This is a genomic window from Streptomyces polyasparticus (assembly GCF_014493765.1).
Taxonomy (GTDB): domain Bacteria; phylum Actinomycetota; class Actinomycetes; order Streptomycetales; family Streptomycetaceae; genus Streptomyces; species Streptomyces polyasparticus.
The window spans coordinates 110,182-133,037 of the sequence record NZ_JACTVJ010000006.1; the positions used below are offsets into that span (position 1 = coordinate 110,182).

General features: G+C 70.4%; 19 protein-coding genes. 10 read left to right on the top strand and 9 right to left on the bottom strand.

What is annotated here, in order from left to right:
* Positions 1–55 precede the first annotated feature (55 nt).
* The 3 genes from H9Y04_RS12545 (at position 56) to H9Y04_RS12555 (ending at position 3,421) form a co-directional block, all read left to right on the top strand.
* Positions 56–1,117, top strand: a complete 1,062-nt coding sequence (locus tag H9Y04_RS12545; RefSeq protein ID WP_187813889.1) for an ATP-binding protein — start codon at positions 56–58, stop codon at positions 1,115–1,117.
* Entirely contained in the window at positions 1,114–2,910 is a 1,797-nt protein-coding gene (locus H9Y04_RS12550) for a vWA domain-containing protein (protein WP_187813890.1), read from the top strand. Before H9Y04_RS12545 ends, H9Y04_RS12550 begins: the two co-directional genes overlap by 4 nt.
* Before the next feature lie 85 nt (positions 2,911–2,995).
* Positions 2,996–3,421 (top strand): OsmC family peroxiredoxin, encoded by a 426-nt coding sequence (locus H9Y04_RS12555; RefSeq protein WP_187813891.1) that lies wholly within the window; start codon positions 2,996–2,998, stop codon positions 3,419–3,421.
* Between the two features lie 77 nt (positions 3,422–3,498).
* On the opposite strand, the gene H9Y04_RS12560 is transcribed toward H9Y04_RS12555, so the two are convergent.
* Both H9Y04_RS12560 and H9Y04_RS12565 read right to left on the bottom strand, forming a co-directional pair.
* Positions 3,499–4,053 carry a S1 RNA-binding domain-containing protein gene (locus H9Y04_RS12560; protein WP_187813892.1) on the bottom strand — a complete coding sequence of 185 codons (555 nt, stop codon included), beginning with the start codon at positions 4,051–4,053 and terminating at the stop codon, positions 3,499–3,501.
* 45 nt (positions 4,054–4,098) lie between these two features.
* Positions 4,099–4,533: a VOC family protein gene (locus H9Y04_RS12565; protein ID WP_187813893.1), complete on the bottom strand. Its 435-nt coding sequence runs from the start codon at positions 4,531–4,533 to the stop codon at positions 4,099–4,101.
* 147 nt (positions 4,534–4,680) lie between these two features.
* Between H9Y04_RS12565 and dnaK the strand changes: the two genes are divergently transcribed.
* A complete protein-coding gene (gene dnaK / locus H9Y04_RS12570) occupies positions 4,681–6,570 on the top strand; it encodes a molecular chaperone DnaK (RefSeq protein WP_187813894.1) in 1,890 nt (629 codons plus the stop codon).
* A 71-nt stretch (positions 6,571–6,641) separates the two neighbouring features.
* On the opposite strand, the gene H9Y04_RS12575 is transcribed toward dnaK, so the two are convergent.
* On the bottom strand, positions 6,642–7,610 hold the full coding sequence (locus tag H9Y04_RS12575) for an ArsR/SmtB family transcription factor (RefSeq protein ID WP_187813895.1): 969 nt from the start codon (positions 7,608–7,610) through the stop codon (positions 6,642–6,644).
* A 162-nt stretch (positions 7,611–7,772) separates the two neighbouring features.
* On the opposite strand from H9Y04_RS12575, the gene H9Y04_RS12580 reads away from it, so the two are divergent.
* A complete protein-coding gene (locus tag H9Y04_RS12580; protein ID WP_438818098.1) occupies positions 7,773–9,011 on the top strand; it encodes an MFS transporter in 1,239 nt (412 codons plus the stop codon).
* Here H9Y04_RS12580 and narI read toward each other — a convergent pair.
* From narI to H9Y04_RS12600, 4 genes are read right to left on the bottom strand one after another with little or no spacing between them, the layout of a single operon-like run.
* Complete coding sequence (gene narI / locus H9Y04_RS12585) at positions 8,939–9,664, bottom strand: respiratory nitrate reductase subunit gamma (protein ID WP_187813897.1); 726 nt, start codon at positions 9,662–9,664, stop codon at positions 8,939–8,941. The two genes, H9Y04_RS12580 and narI, sit on opposite strands and share 73 nt — an antisense overlap.
* Positions 9,661–10,230, bottom strand: coding sequence for a nitrate reductase molybdenum cofactor assembly chaperone (narJ, locus tag H9Y04_RS12590; protein WP_187813898.1), 570 nt, complete (start codon positions 10,228–10,230; stop codon positions 9,661–9,663). Before narJ ends, narI begins: the two co-directional genes overlap by 4 nt.
* Positions 10,227–11,843: a nitrate reductase subunit beta gene (gene narH, locus H9Y04_RS12595; RefSeq protein ID WP_187813899.1), complete on the bottom strand. Its 1,617-nt coding sequence runs from the start codon at positions 11,841–11,843 to the stop codon at positions 10,227–10,229. Before narH ends, narJ begins: the two co-directional genes overlap by 4 nt.
* Position 11,844: 1 nt before the next feature.
* Positions 11,845–15,528 carry a nitrate reductase subunit alpha gene (locus H9Y04_RS12600; protein WP_187813900.1) on the bottom strand — a complete coding sequence of 1,228 codons (3,684 nt, stop codon included), beginning with the start codon at positions 15,526–15,528 and terminating at the stop codon, positions 11,845–11,847.
* Positions 15,529–15,757: 229 nt separating this feature from the next.
* Between H9Y04_RS12600 and H9Y04_RS12605 the strand changes: the two genes are divergently transcribed.
* The 5 genes from H9Y04_RS12605 to H9Y04_RS12625 all read left to right on the top strand — a co-directional run bounded on the left by H9Y04_RS12605 (position 15,758) and on the right by H9Y04_RS12625 (position 19,188).
* Complete coding sequence (locus tag H9Y04_RS12605; protein WP_187813901.1) at positions 15,758–15,925, top strand: hypothetical protein; 168 nt, start codon at positions 15,758–15,760, stop codon at positions 15,923–15,925.
* Positions 15,926–15,955: 30 nt separating this feature from the next.
* Positions 15,956–17,110 carry a sensor histidine kinase gene (locus H9Y04_RS12610; RefSeq protein ID WP_187813902.1) on the top strand — a complete coding sequence of 385 codons (1,155 nt, stop codon included), beginning with the start codon at positions 15,956–15,958 and terminating at the stop codon, positions 17,108–17,110.
* Positions 17,098–17,742 (top strand): response regulator transcription factor, encoded by a 645-nt coding sequence (locus tag H9Y04_RS12615; RefSeq protein WP_187813903.1) that lies wholly within the window; start codon positions 17,098–17,100, stop codon positions 17,740–17,742. The genes H9Y04_RS12610 and H9Y04_RS12615 overlap by 13 nt, the downstream gene beginning before the upstream one ends.
* Before the next feature lie 73 nt (positions 17,743–17,815).
* Positions 17,816–18,109, top strand: coding sequence for a hypothetical protein (locus H9Y04_RS12620; RefSeq protein ID WP_308800961.1), 294 nt, complete (start codon positions 17,816–17,818; stop codon positions 18,107–18,109).
* A gap of 92 nt (positions 18,110–18,201) precedes the next feature.
* Positions 18,202–19,188 carry an aldo/keto reductase gene (locus H9Y04_RS12625; protein ID WP_187813905.1) on the top strand — a complete coding sequence of 329 codons (987 nt, stop codon included), beginning with the start codon at positions 18,202–18,204 and terminating at the stop codon, positions 19,186–19,188.
* Between the two features lie 4 nt (positions 19,189–19,192).
* Here the strand turns inward: H9Y04_RS12625 and H9Y04_RS12630 are convergent, their stop codons facing one another.
* Both H9Y04_RS12630 and H9Y04_RS12635 read right to left on the bottom strand, forming a co-directional pair.
* Positions 19,193–21,709 carry an ABC transporter permease gene (locus H9Y04_RS12630; protein ID WP_187813906.1) on the bottom strand — a complete coding sequence of 839 codons (2,517 nt, stop codon included), beginning with the start codon at positions 21,707–21,709 and terminating at the stop codon, positions 19,193–19,195.
* Complete coding sequence (locus H9Y04_RS12635) at positions 21,706–22,494, bottom strand: ABC transporter ATP-binding protein (protein ID WP_187813907.1); 789 nt, start codon at positions 22,492–22,494, stop codon at positions 21,706–21,708. Before H9Y04_RS12635 ends, H9Y04_RS12630 begins: the two co-directional genes overlap by 4 nt.
* Between the last annotated feature and the right edge of the window lie 362 nt (positions 22,495–22,856).

Here is a 22,856-nt window from a genome sequence, read left to right on the forward strand (position 1 = left end):
GGCTGCACAGCCGAGCCCGGGCCCTCATCCTTCCGCCGTCACCAGGAGCTCCCGTTTGCAGTCCGCTGTCACCGTCACGCCCGCCCGCGTCCCCGAGCTGCTGCTCGGCCTCGCCACCGTGCGTCCCGTGTTCCTCTGGGGCGCGCCCGGCATCGGGAAGTCCTCGCTGGTACGGGCGTTCGCGGACTCGCTCGGCCTGGAATGCGTGAGCCTGCTCGGGACACAGCTCGCCCCCGAGGACCTGATCGGTGTGCCCCAGATCCGTGACGGCCGCTCGGTGTTCTGCCCGCCGGAGTCGATCGCCCGCGACGAGCCGTACTGCCTCTTCCTCGACGAGCTCAACGCGGCGACACCGGACGTCCAGAAGGCCTTCTACTCGCTGATCCTGGACCGCCGTATCGGAAGCTACGAGCTGCCCGAGGGCTCCATCGTCATCGGCGCGGGCAACCGCTCCACCGACAACGCGCTGGCCCGCCCCATCGCCTCCGCCCTGGTCAACCGCCTCACGCATGTCCACCTCCAGGCCTCGTCCGAGGACTGGCTCGTGTGGGCGCACAGCAACGGGATCCACCCCTGGGTGCTCGACCACCTCACCGACCGGCCCGACCACCTGTGGTCCAAGCCGCCGAAGACCGAACAGCCCTTCTCCACGCCCCGCTCGTGGCACATGCTCTCCGACGCGCTGCACTCCTTCGGGCCCGCGCTGGACGAGGAGACCCTCAAGGTCATCGCCCACGGCTGCCTCACGCCCGCGCACGCCGTGTCCTTCTGCGGGTACGTGAAGATCGTGCGCCATGCGTACGGGATCGAGGCGATCATCAAAGGGGAGGCGTCCTGGCCGCGGCGGATCGAGGACCGTGACCTGCTCTACTTCCTCGCCGAGGCGTTCCGTGCCCGGCTGCGCAAGGAACTGCCCGCGTCCAAGGAGCACGTGGGCGCGAACGGGCGTCAACTCGCCTATCGCGCCAAGTCGTTGCTGGTGCAGCTCGCGGAGATCTCCGTGGAGGTCGCGCAGACCGTCATCGCGGACGACGCCGACGACCAGCCGGTGCTTCCGGCCTGGTTCCTGATCGAGGCGGCGCGGGACATGCCGCGCCTGGTGGAAGCGCGGCGATGAGCCGTAAGCCACAGCGGAAGGCGGCGGTCACGCCCGCGACCCGGGCCTTCGAGGCAGGTCTGCAGCAGGTGAAGGCCAATCCCGCACTGCGGGCCGTCGAGGCCAGGTTCTGCCGGACCGAGAAGTGCGGCTCGGCTCCGCAAGGCGGTCTGGCCGTCGTCGACTCCAACGGCACCGTGCACGCCCACGCCACCCGGTACGCCGACCCTGCGACCTGGGCCTGGACCCTCGCGCACTGCGTCATCCACCTCGGCTTCGGCCATGTGCCGGCTGCCAAGGGGGAGCGGGAGCAGCCCGACCGTTTCGACCTGGCCGCGCGCTGTGCGGTGGTCAACCGCTTCCTGCTCACCTTCCCCGTCGGCCGTCCGCCCGACGATCTGCCGGCCTCCTATCCGGGCGGCGACGAGGAGCAACTCGCCGCGTCCTGGCGCCGGGACGGCATTCCGAGCGCCTATGCCCACTGCGGTACGGCGGGCGGTGCGCCCGACCAGGTACTCGCGCCGTGGCAGGTCTACTGGAACGATCCGCCGGACTGGCAGGCCGCGTTCGCCCGGGCCCTGACCCGCACCATGTCCCAGGCGATGGACATGGCGGGCGGTCTGCGCGACAGCCTCGACGGTGAACCGCACCGCCGCCAGGCCTGGGACCAGGCGCTCAACTGGTTCGTCTCCTCCTACCCGCTGCTCGGCGGTATCGCCGCGGGCATGACGGTGGTCGCCGACGCCGAACTCGCCCGCGCCCACCAGATCTCCGTGGCCGCCGTGAACGCCGCGGCAGCCGAGATCTACATCAACCCGCTCGTGCGCATGACGTCCGAGGAATGGCGCTTCGTGCTCGCCCACGAAATGCTGCACGCCGCGCTGCGGCACGCGGACCGGTGCGGTGCGCGCGACCCGTATCTCTTCAATGTCGCGGCCGACTACGTCATCAACGCCTGGCTGATCGAGATGGACATCGGCACGATGCCCTCGGGTCTGCTCTTCGACCCGCAGCTCGCGGGCCTGTCCACCGAAGAGGTCTACGACCGCATCGCCGGCGATCTGCGGCGGCTGCGCAGGCTCGCGACCCTGCGCGGCAAGGGACTCGGCGACGTCCTCGGTCACCCGATCACCCCACCCGCCGCCTACGTGGACCTCGACGAGTACTACCGCCGCGGACTCGCCCAGGGCTTCGATCTGCACCAGGCCCGCGGCCGCGGCACGCTTCCGGCCGGGCTCGTCGAGGAGATCAAGGCGCTGTCCCAGCCCCCGCTCCCGTGGGACGCCCGACTGGCCGAGTGGTTCGACGAGTTCGTGCCACGGCCCGAACCCGTCCGCAGCTTCGCGCGGCCCGCGCGCCGTCAGGCCTCCACGCCGGACATCCCGCGCGCGGGACGGTACTTCCCGCCGGAGGAGATCCGGCGCTGCACCTTCGGTGTGGTCCTCGACACCTCGGCCTCGATGAGCCGCACGCTGCTCGGCAAGGGGCTCGGCGCCATCGCCTCGTACGCGACGGCCCGCGATGTGCCCGCCGCGCGCGTCGTGTTCTGCGACGTGGCCCCGCACGACGCCGGCTATCTGCCGGTCACGGACATCGCCGAGAAGGTACGGGTACGGGGCCGTGGCGGCACCGAACTGCAGCCCGGAATCGACCTGCTGCACACGGCCGAGGACTTCCCGGCGCACGCGCCGGTCCTGGTGATCACCGACGGCGACTGCGATGTCCTGCGGATCCGTCGGGAGCATGCGTTTCTGCTGCGCGCAGGCGGATCGCTTCCGTTCACTCCCAAAGGTCCCGTTTTCCGGGTGACCTGATCGCGAGCACTGTCCTGGATGTGGTCGGATGGGACCTGGACGTCACCCAACCGTCAGCAGACGTCCCGCAGAGGAAGGAATTGTCGTGGCCACCACGCGCAGCGCACACACCGTCTGGGAAGGGTCCCTCATGGAGGGGGCCGGCACCGTCACCTTCGACTCCTCCGGCATCGGCTCGCAGCCGGTGTCCTGGCCCTCGCGCGCCGAGGAGGCGAACGGCAAGACCAGCCCGGAGGAGCTGATCGCGGCCGCCCACTCCAGTTGCTTCTCGATGGCCCTCTCGCACGGCCTCGCCGGTGCGGGCACCCCGCCCACCAAGCTCACCACCTCGGCGGACGTCACGTTCCAGCCGGGCACGGGCATCACCGGCATCCACCTCACGGTCGAGGGCGAGGTGCCCGGCCTCGACGACGCGGCCTTCGTCGCCGCCGCCGAGGCGGCCAAGGCGGGCTGCCCGGTCAGCCAGGCGCTGGCCGGCACCACGATCACCCTGAGCGCCAAGCTCGCCTGATCGGTTGCACGCGTACGCCCCCGGTCCGGACTTCGGGTCCGGGGCGGGGGCGTTGTGCTGCCGCGACCGCTGGGCGGTCAGGGCCAGGCGAGCGAGATCCGCCGACGGTCACGGTCGAGCTCGGTGATCACCACGGTTACGGGCACACCTGGTTCGAGGGTGTCCCACTCGGGCCCACCAGCCAGATCCCGGTGCACACGACCTTCGAACGGGTCGTCGCCGATCCGCACGAACACGCCGAACGGCACCACCTTGGTCACGGTGCCCGGCACAACATCTCCGAGGGCACGTTCGTCCGCGAACGCCTGGAAGGGATCCGGCTGCAGAATTTTGAGCGAGAGACGTGCCTCGCCCTGGTGGGTGTCGAAGCCGAGGAACTGGCACGTGATGTGCTGGCCCACTTCGATGATTTCGTGCGGCGATTCGAACCGGACCCAGGACAGTTCGGGGATCGTGATGAACCCGACTCCTGGGTACACCGGATGGCGGGGCCCCTCATCCAGCTCCACGAACACCCCGAAGTTCTCGATGCCCGCGACCGTCCCGCTGACATGCGTGCCACGCTCAAGGCCACTGAGGAACGTCCACAGTTCCGGGTACTCGGCGCCCTGACGGGCGGTGTCGAATATCATCCCGTGAGCATTTCAGGACGCGTACGTCGCGGGGAAGGCAGCTGCTCAGGCGGCGCCGAAGTCCGGCAACGTAAGCGAGCCGTCCTCCGCCAGGGGGAAGCCCGGGTTGTGGGCCACCTCCCACACGTGGCCGTCCGGGTCCGCGAACGCCCCCGAGTAGAAGCCGACGACGTTCACCGCGGCCGGCTTCGTGACGCGGGCGCCCGCGCGCTCGGCAGACGTGAGGAGTTCGTCGACCTCCTTGTCCGAACGGACGTTGTGGGCGAGGACGATCCCGCCGAAGCCGCCCGCCGTACCCGGTGAGACCCCCGAGTCCGCCGCCAGCTTGTCCCGGCTCCACAGGACGAAGCCCAGGCCGCCCGCCTGGAAGAAGACCGTCTCCTCGACCTCCTGGCCGCGCCAGCCGAGGGCCTCGTAGAAGCGTTTGGACCGGGCGAGATCGGTCACTCCGAGAGTGATCAGGGTGATGCGCTGCTCCATGCCCCCGACCGTACAGCCGTGGGCACGGAGCACAACCGACAGGCGCAACCGAGGCGCACCACCGGACCGGCCGTCCGGGGCATTGACAACAGCCCGCTCAAGTTTTGTGCTGGACATCCGGGAGTGGGTTGTCGGAAGGGGACTGACATGGCACGCGCGGTCGGCATCGATCTCGGTACGACGAACTCCGTGGTCGCTGTCCTCGAAGGCGGCGAACCCACCGTGGTCGCCAACGCCGAAGGAGCACGTACGACGCCGTCCGTCGTCGCCTTCGCCAAGAACGGCGAGGTCCTCGTCGGCGAGGTCGCCAAGCGGCAGGCGGTCACCAACATCGAGCGCACCGCCCGGTCCGTGAAGCGCCATATGGGCGACACGAGTTGGCGCTTCCCCGACGAGGGCACCATCGACGGCAGCAGGCTGCGCGCCCAGGAGCTGTCCGCGCGTGTGCTGCAGAAGCTCAAGCGGGACACCGAGGCGTATCTGGGCGAGACGGTCACGGACGCCGTGATCACCGTGCCCGCGTACTTCGACGACACCCAGCGCCAGGCCACCAAGGAAGCCGGTGAGATCGCGGGCCTCAAGGTCCTGCGGATCATCAACGAGCCCACGGCCGCGGCCCTCGCGTACGGACTCGACCGCGGCGACGAGCAGACCGTGCTGGTCTTCGACCTCGGCGGCGGCACGTTCGACGTGTCGCTGCTCGAGATCGGTGACGGGGTCATCGAGGTCAAGGCGACGAACGGCGATACGAAGCTGGGCGGCGACGACTGGGACCAGCGGGTCGTCGAGCATCTCGCGAAGCAGTTCAAGAACGGGCACGGCATCGATCTCGCCCAGGACAAGATGGCCGTGCAGCGGCTGCGCGAGGCAGCCGAGAAGGCGAAGATCGAGCTGTCGTCCGCCAACGAGACCACGGTCAACCTGCCGTACATCACGGCGAGTTCGGCCGGACCCCTGCACCTGGAGGAGAAGCTCACCCGCGCCCAGTTCCAGGAACTCACCAAGGATCTGCTCGACCGCTGCAAGGAGCCCTTCCACCAGGCCGTCAAGGACGCCGGCATCAAACTCTCCGCCGTGGACCATGTGATCCTCGTCGGCGGCTCGACCCGGATGCCCGCCGTCACCGACCTGGTCAAGCAGCTCACCGGCAAGGACCCGCACAAGGGCGTCAACCCCGACGAGGTCGTGGCCGTGGGTGCCGCCCTGCAGGCCGGAGTCATCCGCGGTGACGTGAAGGACGTGCTGCTGCTCGACGTCACGCCGCTGTCCCTCGGGATCGAGACCAAGGGCGGCATCATGACCAAGCTCATCGAGCGCAACACGACGATCCCGACGCGCCGTTCGGAGGTCTTCACGACCGCGACCGACAACCAGCCCTCGGTCGGGATCCAGGTCTTCCAGGGAGAGCGGGAGATCGCCGCGTACAACAAGAAGCTCGGCGTCTTCGACCTCACCGGACTGCCGCCCGCACCCCGTGGCGTACCGCAGATCGAGGTGACCTTTGACATCGACGCCAACGGGATCATGCACGTATCGGCGAAGGACCTCGCGACGGGCCGCGAGCAGAAGATGACCGTCACCGGGGGATCGGCGCTTCCGAAGGACGACATCGACCGGATGATGCGCGAGGCCGAGCAGTACGCGGACGAGGACCGCAAGCGCCGCGAGGCCGCGGAGACCCGCAACGGCGCCGAGCAACTGGCCTACCAGACCGAGCGGTTCATCGCGGACAACACCGAGCGGATCCCGGCCGACACGAAGGCGGAGGTGGAGGACGCCCTCGCGAACCTGAAGCGGGTGATCGGGCAGTCGAGCGCCGACACCGAGGAGTTGCGGGGCGCCACCGAGAAGCTGGCCACGGTCAGCCAGCGGATGGGGCAGGCGATGTACGCCCAGGCGCAGGGGGCGACGGAACAGCAGCAGCCCCAGGACGCGGACGCCGGGGCGCAGGACGCCCCGCCGCAGGACGACGTGGTCGACGCGGAGATCGTCGACGACGAACGCGACGACCGTGACACCAAGGGAGGGGCTGCGTAGGGGCCCAGGTCCTCGGGCGAAGGCTCCCGCCCCGTCCCCGTTCAGGGCCCCGCCCCGCCACCCTCCCCGGTTCAGGCCCCCGCCCCCGCCACCAGCACCTCCGCCGCCCGCGTCCGCGCGTAGAGCACCGAGCGCCCGGCCCGGTGCGCCGACACCAGACCCGCCGCGCGCAAGGCGGACAGGTGTTGGGACACCCCGCCCGCGGAGAGCCCGACGCGCGGGGCGAGCTCGGTGGTGGAGGCGGGAGTCGACAGCTCGGCGAGCAGCCGTGCGCGGGCCGCGCCGAGTACACCGGCGAGCGCGGCGGAGGCGGGGGAGGGCGGCGCCGTCCACAACTGGCCGACCCCGCGCGGCGGGTAGCGCAGCGTCGCCTGGTACTTGGCGTCCGTCTTGGAGAACACCCGCGGCCAGACGAACACGGAGGGCACGAGCAGCAGGCCGTGCCCGTCGAGGCGCCGCACGCCGTGGAAGAACTTGTGGCGGATCTGCAGACGCCCGGAGTCCCAGGTGACCTGTTCGCCGAGGTCCTCGAAGAGACAGCCCGTCCCGCCCTCGGCGAAGCGCCGCGCCCGGTACTGGATGTCCGCCTCGTACAGCCCGGCCATGCGCGGCCAGAACGGCGCCATCGCGAGCTCCCAGTACGCGGTGATCACGTCGGCGAGCTTCCCGAGCCCCCGTTCGCGGTCCGCGAGCAGCGCCGCCACGGCCGGCTGAGCGGCTTGCGAGGTGGTGCGAAGGAGCTCCGGCGGGGTGGCGCGCAGTGCGGCCAGTTCGACGTCGAGAGAGGGCCCGGGCGTCGTGGGAGGCGGGCTGAGGAAGCTCGGGATCTGCTGGTCGGCCGGCGGAAGGAGCGAGGTCAGCGGGGTGAGATCGAGCTTGGCCGCGGCGATACGGGTCCGGGTCCGCTCGGCCCACCGCCGGTGCAGGTCCTGGCTGCCGGCGCCGCTGAGGATCCGTACGCCCGCGATGACCTCCCACAGAGGGGAGACCGCGAACCGTGTCCGCGCCACGTCCTCGGCCGAGAACTCGATCTCCAGCATCCGCCCCCACCCTCCCCTTGGTTCCAACCCTTCAGATTTAGCTGAGCCTAAAACATTCGCCCCGGCCTGCACTGCCCGGGCACTGTTCCTGCCATGCCCACCGAATCCCCTTGGCGGATACGCCAGTTCCGCACGCTGTTCTCCTCAAATGTCCTCAGTGTCATGGGGAGCAACGTCTCGTACGTGGCTGTCCCCATGGTCGCCGTCGTCGCGCTCGACGCGGGCCCCGGACAGGTCGGCCTGCTTGCCGCGCTCAGCACGATCGCGTTCCTCCTGATCGGACTGCCCGCCGGCGCCTGGGTGGACCGGATGCGCCACCGCCGGGTCCTGATCGTCGCGGAACTGTCCCGCGGCGCCCTGCTGGGATCGGTACCGCTGGCCTGGTGGCTGGACACGCTGACCTTCGGTCATCTGTGCGCGGTCGTGCTGCTCGACGGAGTGAGCACGGTCTTCTTCGACGTGACCGCGCAGAGCACCCTGCCGAAGCTGGTGGGACGAGAAGCCCTGGTGCCCGCCAACGCGGCCCTCGTGAGCCTGTCGGCGGCGGGCAACGTGACCGGCCGGGGCGCGGGCGGCGGGCTCGTCGAACTGCTCACCGCACCCTTGGCCATGGCCGTCTCCGCGGTGGGGTACCTGGCGAGCGGCCTGCAGCTCCTGCGTCTCAAGCCGATGGACGACGGCGCCTCCGCGAAGGCCGTACAGCAGGTCCGGCTGCTCACGCAGATCGGCGAAGGCCTGCGCCACGTCCTGCGCGACGGCGAACTGCGCGCCCTGGCCCTCACCGGCACACTCGGCAATCTCGGCTCCGTGATCATCAACACCATGCTGCCGGTCCTGTTCGCCCGTGAACTCGGCCTCTCCACCGGACTGTTGGGCCTCTACTGGGCGATCGGCGGCATCGGCATCTTCGTCGGCGCGCGCTGCGCACAACCCCTGGCCGCCCGCTTCGGCCTCGGGCGCACCATGGTGCGGCTCAACCAGTGGGTGGCCCCCGTGGCGGTGTTCCTGCCGCTGATCGACCGTGGCGCATGGCTGTGGCTCGCGGCCGGCGCGTGGTCGGTGTTCACCTTCAAGACCGGCGTCGCCAACGTGCTCGGGGTGAGCCTGCGCCAGCGTCTGACGCCAGGACCGCTGCTCGGCCGGATGAACGCGACGTTCCGCTTCATGTTCACCGGGTCGATGGCGATCGGCGCGTCGCTCTCCGGCCTGATCGGCGAGTACGTCTCCCTGCGCGCGGCACTCTGGACGGGCGCGGTCTGCCTCGCCCTGAGCGTGCTGCCGGTGGCTCTCTCCCCGATCAGGCACCGCACCGCATTGCCCGACGCGGACTACGAACCGGTCCGCTCCCAGCCCCGCCGCTCCTTGCGCGAGCCCAACTGCGTCTCGTCCCGGCTGCGGTAGACCACGTACGGGCGGAACAGGTACTGCACGGGCGCGCTGAACATGTGCACCAGGCGCGTGAAGGGGATCAGTGCGAAGAGCAGCAGTCCGATGACGGCGTGGATCTGGTACGTGAGCGGTACGCCCACCATCTTGTCGATGTCGGGCTGCAGCGTGAACAGGGAACGGGCCCAAGGCGCGATCGTCAGACGGTAGTCGTAGCCGTGCGAGGGCGAGGAGTTGGTGAGCTTGGCCCACATGCCCATCACGATCCCGCCGAGCAGCACCAGGTACATGACCTTGTCGTTGACCGTGGTCGCCTTGAAGACGGGCGTGTTGGTGCGGCGCCGGTAGAGCAGCAGCAGAATCCCGGCCACCGCGAGCACACCGGCCGCCGTACCGCCGTACAGCGACAGCTTGTGATACATCGACTCGTCCATGCCGACCTTGTCGGTCCAGGACTCGGGGATGAACAGACCCATCAGATGCCCGACGAACACGAAGAGCAGCCCGTAGTGGAACATCGGCGAGGCGATGTTGAGCAGCTTCGACTCGTACACCTGTGAGGAGCGGGTGGTCCAGCCGAACTTGTCGTATTTGAAGCGCCAGAACGTGCCCGCGATCAGGAGCGCGACGGCGACATAGGGCAGGACCCCCCAAAGGAGCGTGTTCATGAGGGCTCTCCCACGAGGCTGAAGGGTTCGAGACCGACGGTTTCGATGGGCGGACCGCACTTGGCCATCGCCATCGCCGCGGCCTTGTCCTTCGGGGACGGTCCGGGCAGCGTGCGGCAGACGGCGTCGAGCACGCTCGCGTAGGGCGTGCCGTGATCGGTGAGGGCGAGGCGCAACAGCTCCAGGCCCGGCCGGAATTCGAGCAGCAGCCGGGTGTCGACCTGCGCGGAGAACTCCAGGACCGCGGGCAGGAAGTCCGGCAGTTCCTCGTCGGAGAACTCCAGGCCGTGCTCGCGGTAGACCTGCTTGAAGCCGACGAGCGTCATGCCGCGCCGCCGGGTGTCACCGTCGCGCCACCAGCTCAGATACAGGCTGTGCCGGTTCTTGAAGTCGAAGACCTTCACATAGTGCGCGGCCAGCTCGGTGGGGCAGGTCGCGTCCGCGAAGTCCAGGAACTTCCGCAGTTCGGGGGCCGCTTGGCGCAGGAGCGGCAGACGCGCCCGGAACTCGTCGTCGGGATACGACAGGCACAGCGAAGCCGCCTGGTACAGAACCGCCTTGCTCACTGCTGCTCCCTCACATCGGCCGGCTCTTCGTCGGAGGTCTGGCGCTTGCGGGCCGCGTGGAAGTTCTCGATCGAGACCAGCGGCAGCTGCTTCTTGCCGGAACCGGAGTCCTGGCCGAACGGCCCGTCGCCGCCCATGCCCGGACCGCCCTCGTGGTCCAGCGAGCAGGTGTCGGGGACAGCCGACTCCTCCAGGGCCTTCGCGTCACCGACCGCCGCCGTCGGAATCACATAGCGGTCCTCGTACTTGGCGATCGCGAGCAGCCGGTACATCTCCTCGATCTCCTGCGCGCTCATCCCCACCGAATCGGCGATTGAGTGGTCGGGCCGGTCGCCGAGGTTGATGGCCCGCATGTGGGAGCGCATCGCGGCCAGCTTGTTGAGCGAGGAGCGCACGGGCGCGACATCGCCCGCGGTGAAGATCTCCGCGAGGTATTCGAGCGGGATACGGAGGGTGTCGATCGCGCCGAACAGGTTGCCCGCGTCCTCGCCGTCGTGGCCCGTCTCGGTCAGCGCGTCGACGACGGGGGAGAGCGGCGGGATGTACCAGACCATCGGCATGGTGCGGTACTCCGGGTGCAGCGGCAGCGCCACCTTGTACTTGCTGATCAGCGCGCGCACGGGGGAGCGGCGGGCCGCCTCCATCCAGTCGTACGGGATGCCGGCCTTCTCGGCGGCCCGCTGGACCTCGGGGTCGTCGGGGTCGAGGAAGACGCCCAACTGGGCCTCGTACAGCGCCTTGTCGTCCTTCGTGGACGCGGCGGCCGTGACCTTGTCCGCGTCGTACAGGATCACGCCCAGGTAGCGCAGCCGCCCGACGCAGGTCTCGGAGCAGACCGTCGGCAGGCCGACCTCGACGCGCGGGTAGCACATCGTGCACTTCTCGGCCTTGCCGGTGGAGTGGTTGAAGTAGACCTTCTTGTACGGGCAGCCCGTCACGCACTGCCGCCAGCCGCGGCAGCGGTCCTGGTCGACCAGGACGATCCCGTCCTCGTTGCGCTTGTACATCGCGCCCGAGGGACAGGAGGCCACGCACGCCGGGTTGAGGCAGTGTTCGCAGATGCGCGGCAGATAGAACATGAAGGTCTGCTCGAAGGCGAACTTCACCTTCTCCGCGGCCTGTTCACGGACCTTCTCGATCATCGGGTCCTGCGGCCCGTGCTCCGTGGCGCCGCCCAGGTTGTCGTCCCAGTTCGAGGACCACTCGATCTTCATCGGCTTGCCCGAGATCAGCGAACGGGGCTCCGCCACCGGGTAGTCGTCGCCGAGCGGGGCGTCGGTGAGGTTCTTGTAGTCGTACGTCCAGGGCTCGTAGTAGTCCTTGATCTCCGGCAGCTTGGGGTTGGAGAAGATGTGCGTGAGCTTCTTGAACCGGCCGCCGTTCTTGAGCTTGAGCGCGCCGCGCTTGTTGAGGACCCAGCCGCCCTGCCACTTCTCCTGGTCCTCGTACCGCCGGGGGTAGCCCTGTCCGGGGCGGGTCTCGACATTGTTGAACCAGACGTACTCCATGCCGGTCCGGTTCGTCCATGCCTGCTTGCAGGTGACCGAGCAGGTGTGGCACCCGATGCACTTGTCGAGGTTCATCACCATCGCCACTTGGGCCATCACGCGCATGTCAGTACTCCACATCCTGCGAGCGGCGACGGATGACCGTGACCTCGTCGCGTTGGTTGCCCGTCGGGCCGAGGTAGTTGAAGGCCCAGGAGAGCTGCGCGTAGCCGCCGATGAGATGGCTGGGCTTCATCAGGACCCGGGTGAGCGAGTTGTGGATGCCGCCGCGCTTGCCGGTGGTCTCCGTCTTCGGGACGCCCACCGTGCGCTCCTGCGCGTGGTGCATGTAGACCGTGCCCTGCGGCATCCGGTGCGAGACGATCGCGCGGGCCACGACCACACCGTTGCGGTTGACCGCCTCGATCCAGTCGTTGTCCTTCACGCCCACCGCGTCCGCGTCCTGCGGGGACATCCAGATGCACTGGCCGCCGCGCGAGAGCGACAGCATGAACAGGTTGTCCTGGTACTCGGAGTGGATGGACCACTTGTTGTGCGGGGTGAGGTACCGGACGGTGACTTCCTTCGTGCCGTCCGCGCCGAGCCGCGGTTCGCCGAACAGACGGTGCATGTCCAGCGGCGGCTTGTAGACGATCAGCGCCTCGCCCAGCTCGTGCATCCAGTCGTGGTCGAGGAAGAAGTGCTGGCGTCCGGTGAGGGTGTGCCAGGGCTTCAGATGCTCGGTGTTGAGCGTGAAGGCCGTGTACCTGCGGCCGCCGGACTCGCTGCCCGACCACTCGGGCGAGGTGATCACAGGTACGGGAGCGGCCTGCGTGTCCGCGTACGTGATGCGCTTGCCCTCGTGCTCGGCCGCGAGGTGCGCCATCTCCTGGCCGGTGCGCTTCTCGAGCGTGTGGAAGCCCTGGGTGGCGAGCCGCCCGTTGGTCGTGCCGGACAGCGCGAGGATGGTGTTGGCCGCCTTGATCGCGGTGTCCAGGAGTGGGCGGCCGTCCGCCGGGCCGCCGCGTACCGTGCCATTGCGCTGCTTGAGCTCCTCGACCTCCTGGTCGGGGTTGAGGGCGATGCCCTTCGCGGGCAGGCCCAGCTTCTCGACCAGCGGGCCGAGCGCCGCGAACTTCTCGCCGATCGCCGTGTAGTCACGCTCCACGACCGTCAGGTTCGGCATGGTCTTTCCGGGCACCGGCTCGCACTCGCCGCGCTTCCAGTCGAGCACCACACCGCCGGGCTGGGCCATTTCGCCCGGGGTGTCGTGCTGGAGGGCCGTGGCCACCAGGTCCTTGCGGGTGCCGAGGTGGGGGCGGGCCAACTCGCTGAACTTGCGGGCGAGTCCGAGGAAGGTGTCGAAGTCGGTGCGGGCCTGCCACGGCGGGTTCACCGCCGGCGTGAACGAGTGCACGTAGGGGTGCATGTCCGTGGTCGACAGGTCGTGCTTCTCGTACCAGGTGGCGGCGGGCAGTACGACGTCGCTGAGCAGCGTCGAGGACGTCTGCCGGAAGTCGAGCGAGAGCAGCAGATCGAGCTTTCCCTCGGGGGCTTCCTCGTGCCACTTCACATCCCGCGGCCGTACGTCCGGACCGGCCTCCTCGGCGCGCAGGGAGGACTGCGTGCCGAGCAGGTGCTTGGTGAAGTACTCGGCGCCCTTCGCGGACGAGCCGAGCAGATTCGCCCGCCACAGGGTGACGACCCGCGGCCAGTTCTCCTCGGCGTCCGGGTCCTCACAGGCGAACTTGAGGGTTCCCGCCTTGAGTTCCGCGACGGTGTCCGCCACCGGGTCCGCGGACTCGGCGAGATCGAGCGGGTTGCGGTTGAACGTCGGATACGAGGGCATCCAGCCCGAACGCGCCGACAGGGCAAGGCAGTCCGCGCCCGTCATGCCCTCGAAGCGGCCCTCGCCCAGTGGCGAGGCGAGCACATCGGCCTGGAACTTGTCGTAACGCCACTGGTCGGTGTTGAGGAACCAGTACGCCGCGCCGATCATCTGCCGCGGCGGCCTCGACCAGTCGCCCGCACCGGCGAGCGTCGCCCAGCCGGTCACCGGGCGGCACTTCTCCTGGCCCACGTAGTGCGCCCAGCCGCCGCCGTTGCGGCCCTGGCAGCCCGTGAGCTGAAGGAGGGCGAGGAAGGAGCGGTAGATCTGCTCGGAGTGGAACCAGTGGTTGGTACCGGCGCCCATCAGGATCATGCAGCGGCCGCGGGACTTCTCCGCCGTCTGCGCGAACTCCCGGGCGATCTTGACGGCCTTCGCGGCGGGCACGGAGGTGTGCTGCTCCTGCCACGCCGGGGTGCCCGGGGTCTCCGCGTCCTCGTACGAAGAGGGCCACTGGCCGGGCAGGCCCTCGCGCGCCACCCCGTACTGCGCGAGCTGCAGATCGAAGACGGTGGTGACGAGAGGTCCGTCCTGGCCGCCGAGCCGCGTGGCCGGGACCCCGCGCGTGAGCACCTCGCCGCGGCCCTGGCCGTGTTCGCCGCCCTCGGTGTCGAAGCGGGGGAGCAGGACCTCGACGCCGGTCGCGAACTCCGTCCCGTGCAGCGAGAGTTGCGGGGTGATCGAGCCGAGCTGGAGATTCCACTTGCCGTTGCCGGACTCCGTCCAGCGAAAGCCGAGCGAGCCGTTGGGGACGGCCGGCTGACCGGTGGTCTCGTCGAGGACGACCGTCTTCCACTCGGCGGCCTCGCTGTCCTGCCCGATGTCCGAGGCGCGCAGGAACTTCGAGGGCACGTACGCGCCGTCCTTCTCGGTGAGCGTCACCAGGAAGGGCAGGTCGGTGTACTTGCGGACGTAGTCGTCGAAGAAGTCGGTCTTCTTGTCGACGAAGAACTCCTTGAGGATCACGTGCCCCATGGAGATGGCGAGCGCGGCGTCGGTGCCGGGGTGCGGGTGCAGCCACTCGTCGGCGAACTTCGCGTTGTCCGCGTAGTCCGGCGCGACCACGACCACCTTCTGGCCGCGGTAGCGGGCCTCGGCCATCCAGTGCGCGTCGGGCGTACGGGTCACGGGGACGTTGGAGCCCCACATCATCAGATACGCGGCGTCCCACCAGTCACCTGACTCGGGCACGTCGGTCTGGTCACCGAATACCTGCGGGGACGCGACCGGGAGGTCCGCGTACCAGTCGTAGAAGGAGAGCATCGGGGCGCCGATGAGGCTCATGAACCGGGCGCCCGCCGCATGCGAGACCATCGACATCGCGGGGATCGGCGAGAAGCCGGCGACGCGGTCGGGACCGTACTGCTTGATGGTGTGGACGTGCGCGGCCGCGACGATCTCCAGAGCCTCGTCCCAGGTCGCGCGCACCAGGCCGCCCTTGCCGCGGGCCTGCTGGTACGTGCGGCGCCTGGCCAGGTCGTTCTGGATGTCGGCCCAGGCCTGCACCGGGTCGCCGATCCGGGCCTTCGCCTCGCGGTACATGTCCAGGAGGACACCGCGGATGTACGGGTAGCGGACCCGGGTCGGCGAGTACGTGTACCAGGAGAAGGCCGCGCCCCGGGGGCAGCCGCGCGGCTCGTACTCCGGGCGGTCGGGGCCCACCGACGGATAGTCCGTCTGCTGGGTCTCCCACGTGATGATGCCGTCCTTGACGTACACCTTCCAGCGGCACGAGCCGGTGCAGTTCACGCCGTGCGTGGAGTTCACGACCTTGTCGTGGCTCCAGCGGTCGCGGTAGAAGGTGTCGGCCTGCCGTCCGCCCTTGAGCTGCACGCTGTGCATATCGGGGGCGGCCTCGCCGCGCCGGAAGAACTTCCCGGCGCGCAACAGCGCGGCGCCCGGCTCGGTCACTTGGTCGGTCACCGCTCGGCTCCCTCGGTCGGCACGTGCGGACACGTATGCGATCGACGGTAAGGCCGGGGGACGAACGGCACATTTCGGCGGACTCCGTAAGGGGTGCGGCCCCGGGGTGTAGCCCGCTACACCCCCTATCGACCAGTGGGCACTGTCGTCACGGCCCCGGGCCGCTCGCGAGGATGGATCACGTCAAGCCACGTCCACCTGGTCAAGCCAGGTCCACCTTGGAGTCCTCATGAAGCCCCTGCTCTGGCCGCTGCTCGTCGTCGCCCTCGTCGTCAACGTCTCCAGCAACTTCCTGTGGGAGAGCGTGCCGCAGGTCGCCGTCTCCGCCCCCTCCGGCGTGGTGTTCCTCGGCTCCGCCCTCGGCCTGTACCTCCTGCGCGACAAGCAGCAGGCGTAGCGCACCGCCGCGGCATTTAGCCTGATCACCATGGACGCGGCAATACGACGGGCATGGCTCGCCACCCGGTACCTCCTGATCGGTGCCGGGGTGAGCCTCGCCTGCTATCTGATGGTCGGGCTGCTTCTTCTCGGGCTCGCCGCGACCCTGCTCGTCGTCGGCGCCGGCATCCTGCCCGAGACCGTGCAGACCGTACGGCGCTTCGCGTCCTTCGAGCGGCGCCGGGTCGGGGCCCGTACGGGCGAGGGGGTGCCCGAGGCGTATCTGCCGCTGACCGGGCCGCTCGCCGAACGTCTGCGCCACGCCACCACCGATCCCGCCACCTACCGTGACCTGCGCTGGGTCCTCGCGCAGCTGCTCTACGGCCTGGTGCTCTGGTATCTCTCCCTGCTCCTGTGGGTGCCCGCGCTCATCGTCGACGGCATCTGGTGCGGAGTCCTCGGGCGGCGTCCCGTGGTCCTGCCCGTCATCGAGGTACTCGCCGATCTGTCCTGCTCCTGGACGCGCGCCCTGCTCCAGCCCCCGCCCGGGGCCGACCTCGCCCAGCGCGTGGAGCAGCTCACCGAGACCCGCGCGGGAGCGGTGGCCGCGCACGGCGCCGAGCTGCGCCGGATCGAACGCGATCTGCACGACGGCACCCAGGCCCGGCTCGTCGCACTCTCGATGCGGATCGGGCTCGCCAAGCGGGCCTACGACCGCGATCCGGAAGCGGCCCGCAAACTCCTCGACGACGCCCAGGACCAGGCCGAACAGGCCCTCGCGGAACTGCGCCATGTCGTACGGGGGATCCATCCGCCGGTGCTCACGGACCGCGGGCTCGACGGGGCCGTGCGGGCGCTCGCAGCCTCCAGCGGCCTGACCGTGGAGGTGTCGGCCGACGGGGTGGCCGACGGGCCGCGGGCACCGGCCGCCGTCGAGGCGGCCGCGTACTTCGTGGTCGCCGAAGCGCTCACCAACGCCGCCAAGCACAGCGGGGCGGACACCGCCGAGGTCGCGCTCTCGCGCATGGACGGAAAGCTCCGGGTGCTCGTACGCGATCACGGTCGTGGGGGAGCGGACGAGTCGGCCGGCAGCGGTCTGGTCGGGGTGCGTCGCCGCGTGGCCGCACTTGATGGCACCGTGTCCCTGACCAGCCCCGTCGGAGGGCCGACCGAGATCGAAGTGGAGCTGCCGTGCGCGTGGTGATCGCCGAGGACAACGCCCTCCTGCGGGAGGGCCTCGTCCTGTTGGTGCAGTCGGCGGGCCACGAGGTGGCGGGCGTCGCCTCGACCGGACCCGAGATCCTCCCGCTGCTGCTCGAACACCGCCCGGACGCGGCCGTGTTGGACGTACGGATGCCGCCCGGCTTCCGGGACGAAGGGCTGCGCGCGGCCCTCGACGCCCGTGAGTCGCTGCCGGACCTGCCCGTCCTCGTCCTGTCCCAGTACGTCGAGGAGACCTACGCCGCCGAGCTGCTCGGCGGCGGCGCGCGGGGCGTCGGGTATCTGCTCAAGGACCGGGTCGGCCGGGTCGACGAGTTCCTCGACGCGCTGGAGCGGGTCGCGTCCGGTGGAACCGCACTCGATCCCGAGGTGGTCACGGAACTGCTCTCACGGCGGCGCAAGGACTCACCCCTGGAGACGCTCACGGCACGCGAGCGCGAGGTCCTCCAGCTGATGGCCGAGGGCCACGACAACGCGACGATCGCCAAGTCCCTGGTCATCACGGAACGCTCGGTCCACAAACACATCGGCAACGTCTTCACCAAGCTGGAACTCCCGCCTACGGAGGGCGGGCACCGGCGGGTGCGGGCGGTGCTGGCTTATCTGAACGGATAGCCGGCTTCCCGCGTTTGCCGTGCGGACCCCGGGCTGGTGGTGGTGAGATGCCCGCATGCGGCCCGAGCATTGCGTGACCAGGAACCACATCGACGTATGGCACACGCGCGCCATGCCGTCGGGCGCGGTGCGGATCTCGTTCCGGACGGTGCTGCGCTGCTCGCTCCTGCCACTGGTCATCTGGACCGGCATCGCGTGCTTCGCGTACGTCGTCTACCACCCTGTCGTGGCGATGGTCCTCGGCGCGATTCTGCTGATGTCGTTCTGCGTGGGGTTCGGGCTCCGGCGCACTGCGGGGCACTCGGTGCGCTGCAGTGCCTACGGGGCGTTCGGCGGAGTGCTGGACAAGTCGATGGCCGGATTCTGACGCCCACAACCCCCTTGCCTTCGCGTGCACTTCAACACGCAGACTCCTCCGCAGAAGGGCCCGCACCCCGCGGCCCACCACGGAGGACACCCATGCGTTACCGCACCCTTGGCAGCAACCCCGCCACCCACCGCAAGGTCAGCGTGCTCAGCCTCGGTGCCATGCTGTTCGGAACCCGGACCGACGAGGCGACCGCGTTCGCGATCCTGGACCGGTTCGTCGAAGCCGGCGGCAACTTCATCGACACCTCCAACAATTACGCGTTCTGGAACACCGGCGGCCAGGGCGGCGACAGCGAGACCGTCATCGGCAACTGGCGCCGCAGCCGCGGCATCGGCGACGAGGTCGTCATCGCCACCAAGCTCGGCGCCCGCCCCCTCGCCCCCGGCACCAGCTACACCGACAACCCCGAGGGCCTGAGCGCCAAGGCGATCCGCGAGGCCGCCGAGGGCAGTCGCGAGCGCCTCGGGATGGAGAAGCTCGACCTGCTGTACGCGCACATCGAGGACCCGAGGACCCCGCTCCAGGAGACCGTCGAAGGCTTCGCCGCGCTCGTCGAGGAAGGCACCGTCGGCATGCTCGGGGTGAGCAACCACTGGACGTGGAAGGTCGAGCGGGCCCGCGCCATCGCGGCCGCCGCGGGCCTGCCCGGCTACGAGGTGCTGCAGTACCACCACACGTATCTGCGCCGCCGCGCCGACATCCCCGGCCAGCTCTCGCAGGACGGCGACATCGGCTGCTTCACCGGCGAACTGCAGAGCTACGTACGCGCCAACCCGGAGCTCACCCTGGTCGCGTACAGCCCGCTGCTCGCCGGCGCCTACACCCGCGCCGACAAGCCGCTCGACTACCCGCTGGAGCACGCCGGCACGACCAAGCGCCGGGCTGTCCTGGACGAGGTGGCGAAGGAGACCGGGGCCACCGTCAACCAGGTCGTGCTCTCCTGGCTGATCGACAGCGACATCCCGACCGTCCCGCTCGCGGGCGCGTCCTCGCTGGAGCAGCTGGAGGAGAACCTGGCCGCGGTCGACCTGGTGCTCAGCGCCGACCAGCGCGCTCGGCTCGACGCCGCCAACTGACGGCTCACCGCGCGGCCGCACGGGTCGGCAGCAGCGTGCCCGCGCAGGCCGTGACCGCCACCGCGCCCACGATCGACACGGCCGTTCCCAGGGGGAGATACGGGAGTGCGTGCGCGGTGGAGAAGGCGAAGGCGAGCAGGGGGACGGCGGCCACCACCGTCCCCACCGCCAGACCGGTCAGGGTCACGACGGCCGCCTCGGCGCGCAGCATCCCGCGCACCTGCCGGCGCCCGGCACCCACCCGGCGCAGCAGTCGAAGGCCGGGCCTGCGGCCCACGCCGATCAGGGTGAGGGTGCTGAGCACCGCGATCATCGTGAACGCACCGATGGCGGCCACGGCCACCTGGCTCAGCCGCTCGTTGAGCGTCTGGTCGGGGAGCGTGAGATGCAGCGGACGGGCCTCGGTCACCTCGGCGCCCGGGTGCCGCTCCAGTGCGGAACGTATCGCCGGGACATCGGCATCCGGCGCGGTCGCCACCAGGATCTCGCCCGCGCCGGGGGACGTCATGTGGCGGGCCAGCTCCTCGCGCGAGAACATCAACTCACCCAGTGCCAGGCCGCGTTCGTGCACGGCGACCACGGTGAGCGTGCGCTCCTCGCCGTCGCCGAAGCGCACCTGTACGCGGGATCCGATGTGCAGGGCCTGGGCCCGTGCGCGGTCGCTGCCGACCGAGACGGTGCCGGGGCGCAGCTCGTCCAGCGAGCCCTCGACCGTCTTCGGGTCGAGCGTCCGCGTCAGTCCCCCGGGCGTGACCCCCAGTGCCGGGAGCCGGTCGAGTGCGGGCGAGCCCGCCTGCTTGGCGGCCACGACGACCGTGCTGCGGACGACCTCCGTGGCGGCCGTGACGCCCGCCATGCGGCGGATCTCCTGGGCCGATCCACCACCTGTCACCTGCAGTTGGGCGTGCAGGGCCGCGGCGGCCTGGCGCTCACCGGTCTGCTGCATCGTCGCTCCCGCGCCGAGCTGCACCACGGCGAACGCCGTCACCAGCACGATCGGCGTGATCGCCGCACCGAAGCGGGCGGTGTGCGCCCTCAACTCGGCCGCGGCGAGCTGCCCTTGGGGCCCCGTCCGGCGCAGCCACGGTCCGATGACGGCGAGCGCACCACGCGCGATCCACGGCCCCAGCACCGCACAGCCGATCACCATCGTGAGCGCCGCCGTGCTCGCCGCCATCGCCGCGGCGGCACCGCTCTGCGTCACGGACACCCCTGCCGAACCGACGCCGAGACCGAGGAGCACGAGCCCGGCGATACGACGCCCCTGGCCGGGCGTCGCCACGGCGCCGCGTGCCTCGCCGAGAGCCCGCGCGGGCCTGATGCGAGCGGCTCGCGCACAGCCGAACAGCGCGGTCAGGCGGGCCGCTCCGATCGTGAGTCCGGCCGTGACCAGGGGGGCGGTGAACAGCCAGGCAGGGGTGGGCAGTTCGAGGCCGGACGGCAGAGCGCCGCCGGCCTTGAGGAGCTGCAGCAGACCGAGGAAGGCCGGTACGGACAGGAGTGCGCCGAGCAGTGCGGGGCGCACGCTGACGCGCAGCACCTCGCGGCCGACAGTCGCGCGGAGCTGACGCGGGGAGGAGCCCACGGCCCGCAAGAGGGCGAGTTCCCCCGAGCGCTGCCGCAGGGCCTGGCCCACCAGTGAGGAGATCACGAGGAGGGCGACCATGAGCAGGGTCGCCGCGATCGATCCGAGCAGTTCCAGCGCACCGGTCCGTGCGGCCGGGGCGTCGAGGTGCTCGGCGAGACCGCGCCCGTCGCCCGTGAGCACCCGCAGGGGCCGGACGTCGTCCTGCGCGCGGTGCGGGGCGCTGACGTCACGGGCTCCCGCCTTGTCGAGCGCGGCTCGTGCCCGCTCGTACAACTCCTGCTGACCTACGCCGCGTTGCGGCAGCAGACCGATGACGTCGACGGACCCGGGGTGGCGCCCGAGGGCGCGCGTCTGTGCGTCCGTGAAGTACGCGGCGCCGTGGCCTTGTGCCACGCCTACGACCTCGTACGACTGCGAGGTGCCGTTCGCGTCCAGGCTCAGCGGCCGGCCGAGCCCGGGGTTCCGGTCCTGCGACACGACGACCTCGCCGGGGTGCGCGGGCGCCCGGCCCTCCAGGAGTGCGTACGGCGCCAACTGCGCCGCGCTCCACGGGTGTCCGTCGACCTCCCGGCCGTCGCCCGAGGTCAGAGGAATGGACACGTCGGGTACGGCGGCCCGCACCCCGTCCACGCCCCGCAGTACGTCGACCGTCGAACTCGGCATCCGTACGCGCTCGGTGAGCGCCGCCGTCGCCGTCTCCGGGTCCGAACCCCAGGGCTTCGCCGTGTACCGGGTGGACTGGTCGCCGGCCACCACGACCGGAGCGGCGGCGTACCGTTCGACGCGTGCGTGCCCGAGCGCCGTGGCGGCGATCGCGAGCGCGAACGAGCCGAGCAGCGCGGAGGTCAGGACGAGCGCGGCGGTCACCGCGGCCCAGGACCTGCGGTGCATCCGGTGTGCGCGGACGGCCGGCAGGGAGGCTGCGCTGCTCATGCCGCCGCCCTCCGTGTGTGCCCCAACGTCCGCAGAACGTCCCGTACTTGACCCGCGACCGGCCGCTCCACGCGGTCCACCAGACGCCCCTCGTGCAGGAACACCGCCTCGTCCGCCCACTCCGCGGCCACGGGATCGTGCGTGACCATCACCACGGCCTGGCCGTGCATGTCCACCGCATTGCGCAGCAATGCCAGCACCTCCGCCGCCGTCACCGGATCGAGCGCCCCGGTCGGTTCGTCCGCGAACACCACCGCGGGCTCCGTGACCAGGGCGCGGGCGATGGCCACCCGCTGCTGCTGACCGCCGGAGAGCTGCGCGGGGGAGTCCTCGGCACGGTCGGCCAGACCGACCGAGGCCAGCGCCCGCAGGGCACGCGCGTCACGGTCGTCGGACGCACCGGCGAGCAGCAGAGGCAGCCCGGCGTTCTCCAGGACGCTGAGCGAAGGCACCAGATTCAGCGCCTGGAACACGAAGCCCACCCGGTCACGCCGTACCCGGGTCAGCGCGGCCTCGTCGAGCCCTGACAGATCCGTGCCCCCGATCCGTACCGTCCCCGTGCTCGGCCGGTCGAGCCCGGCCGCGCACTGCAGCAGCGTCGACTTGCCGGACCCGGAGCGGCCCATGACGGCCAGCAGCCGCCCGGCGGGAACGCGGAGCGTGACCTCGTCGAGCGCGCGCACCCCTGCGCGGTACTCGCGCGTCACGCCGTCCAGCTCAAGAGCGGCCACGGGCCCGGCCACCGCCGTCCCACCCGTGCCTGAACCCCTGCTTCGCCTGAACATCCCGTCCGCCTTCCCGAGCTGGATCCGTCAGGAAGACGTTCGCAATCCGGATGCCCCCACCACGAGACAGCAGACTCCCCAGCCGGGGTGTAGCTCGCTCCACCCCCTGCCTCAGGTGTACGGCGTCATTGCTCGTGGTCCGTACATCCAGAGTCCTGCCGGCCGCCCGGTCCGGCACGCCGGGCGGCCGCCTGGTCCGGCAGGGCGAGCGGTGGGCCGGGATGGCGCGGCGGGGCTGTCTGGAGGCCGACGGGCCGGCGGGGCCTCGGCATTACCTCTGACGTAATCGACCACCCCACCCCCCGCCCGGCATGGTGATCTCACGGCCACCGGGGCGGCGCACTCCGGCCCGGCGGCCGGCT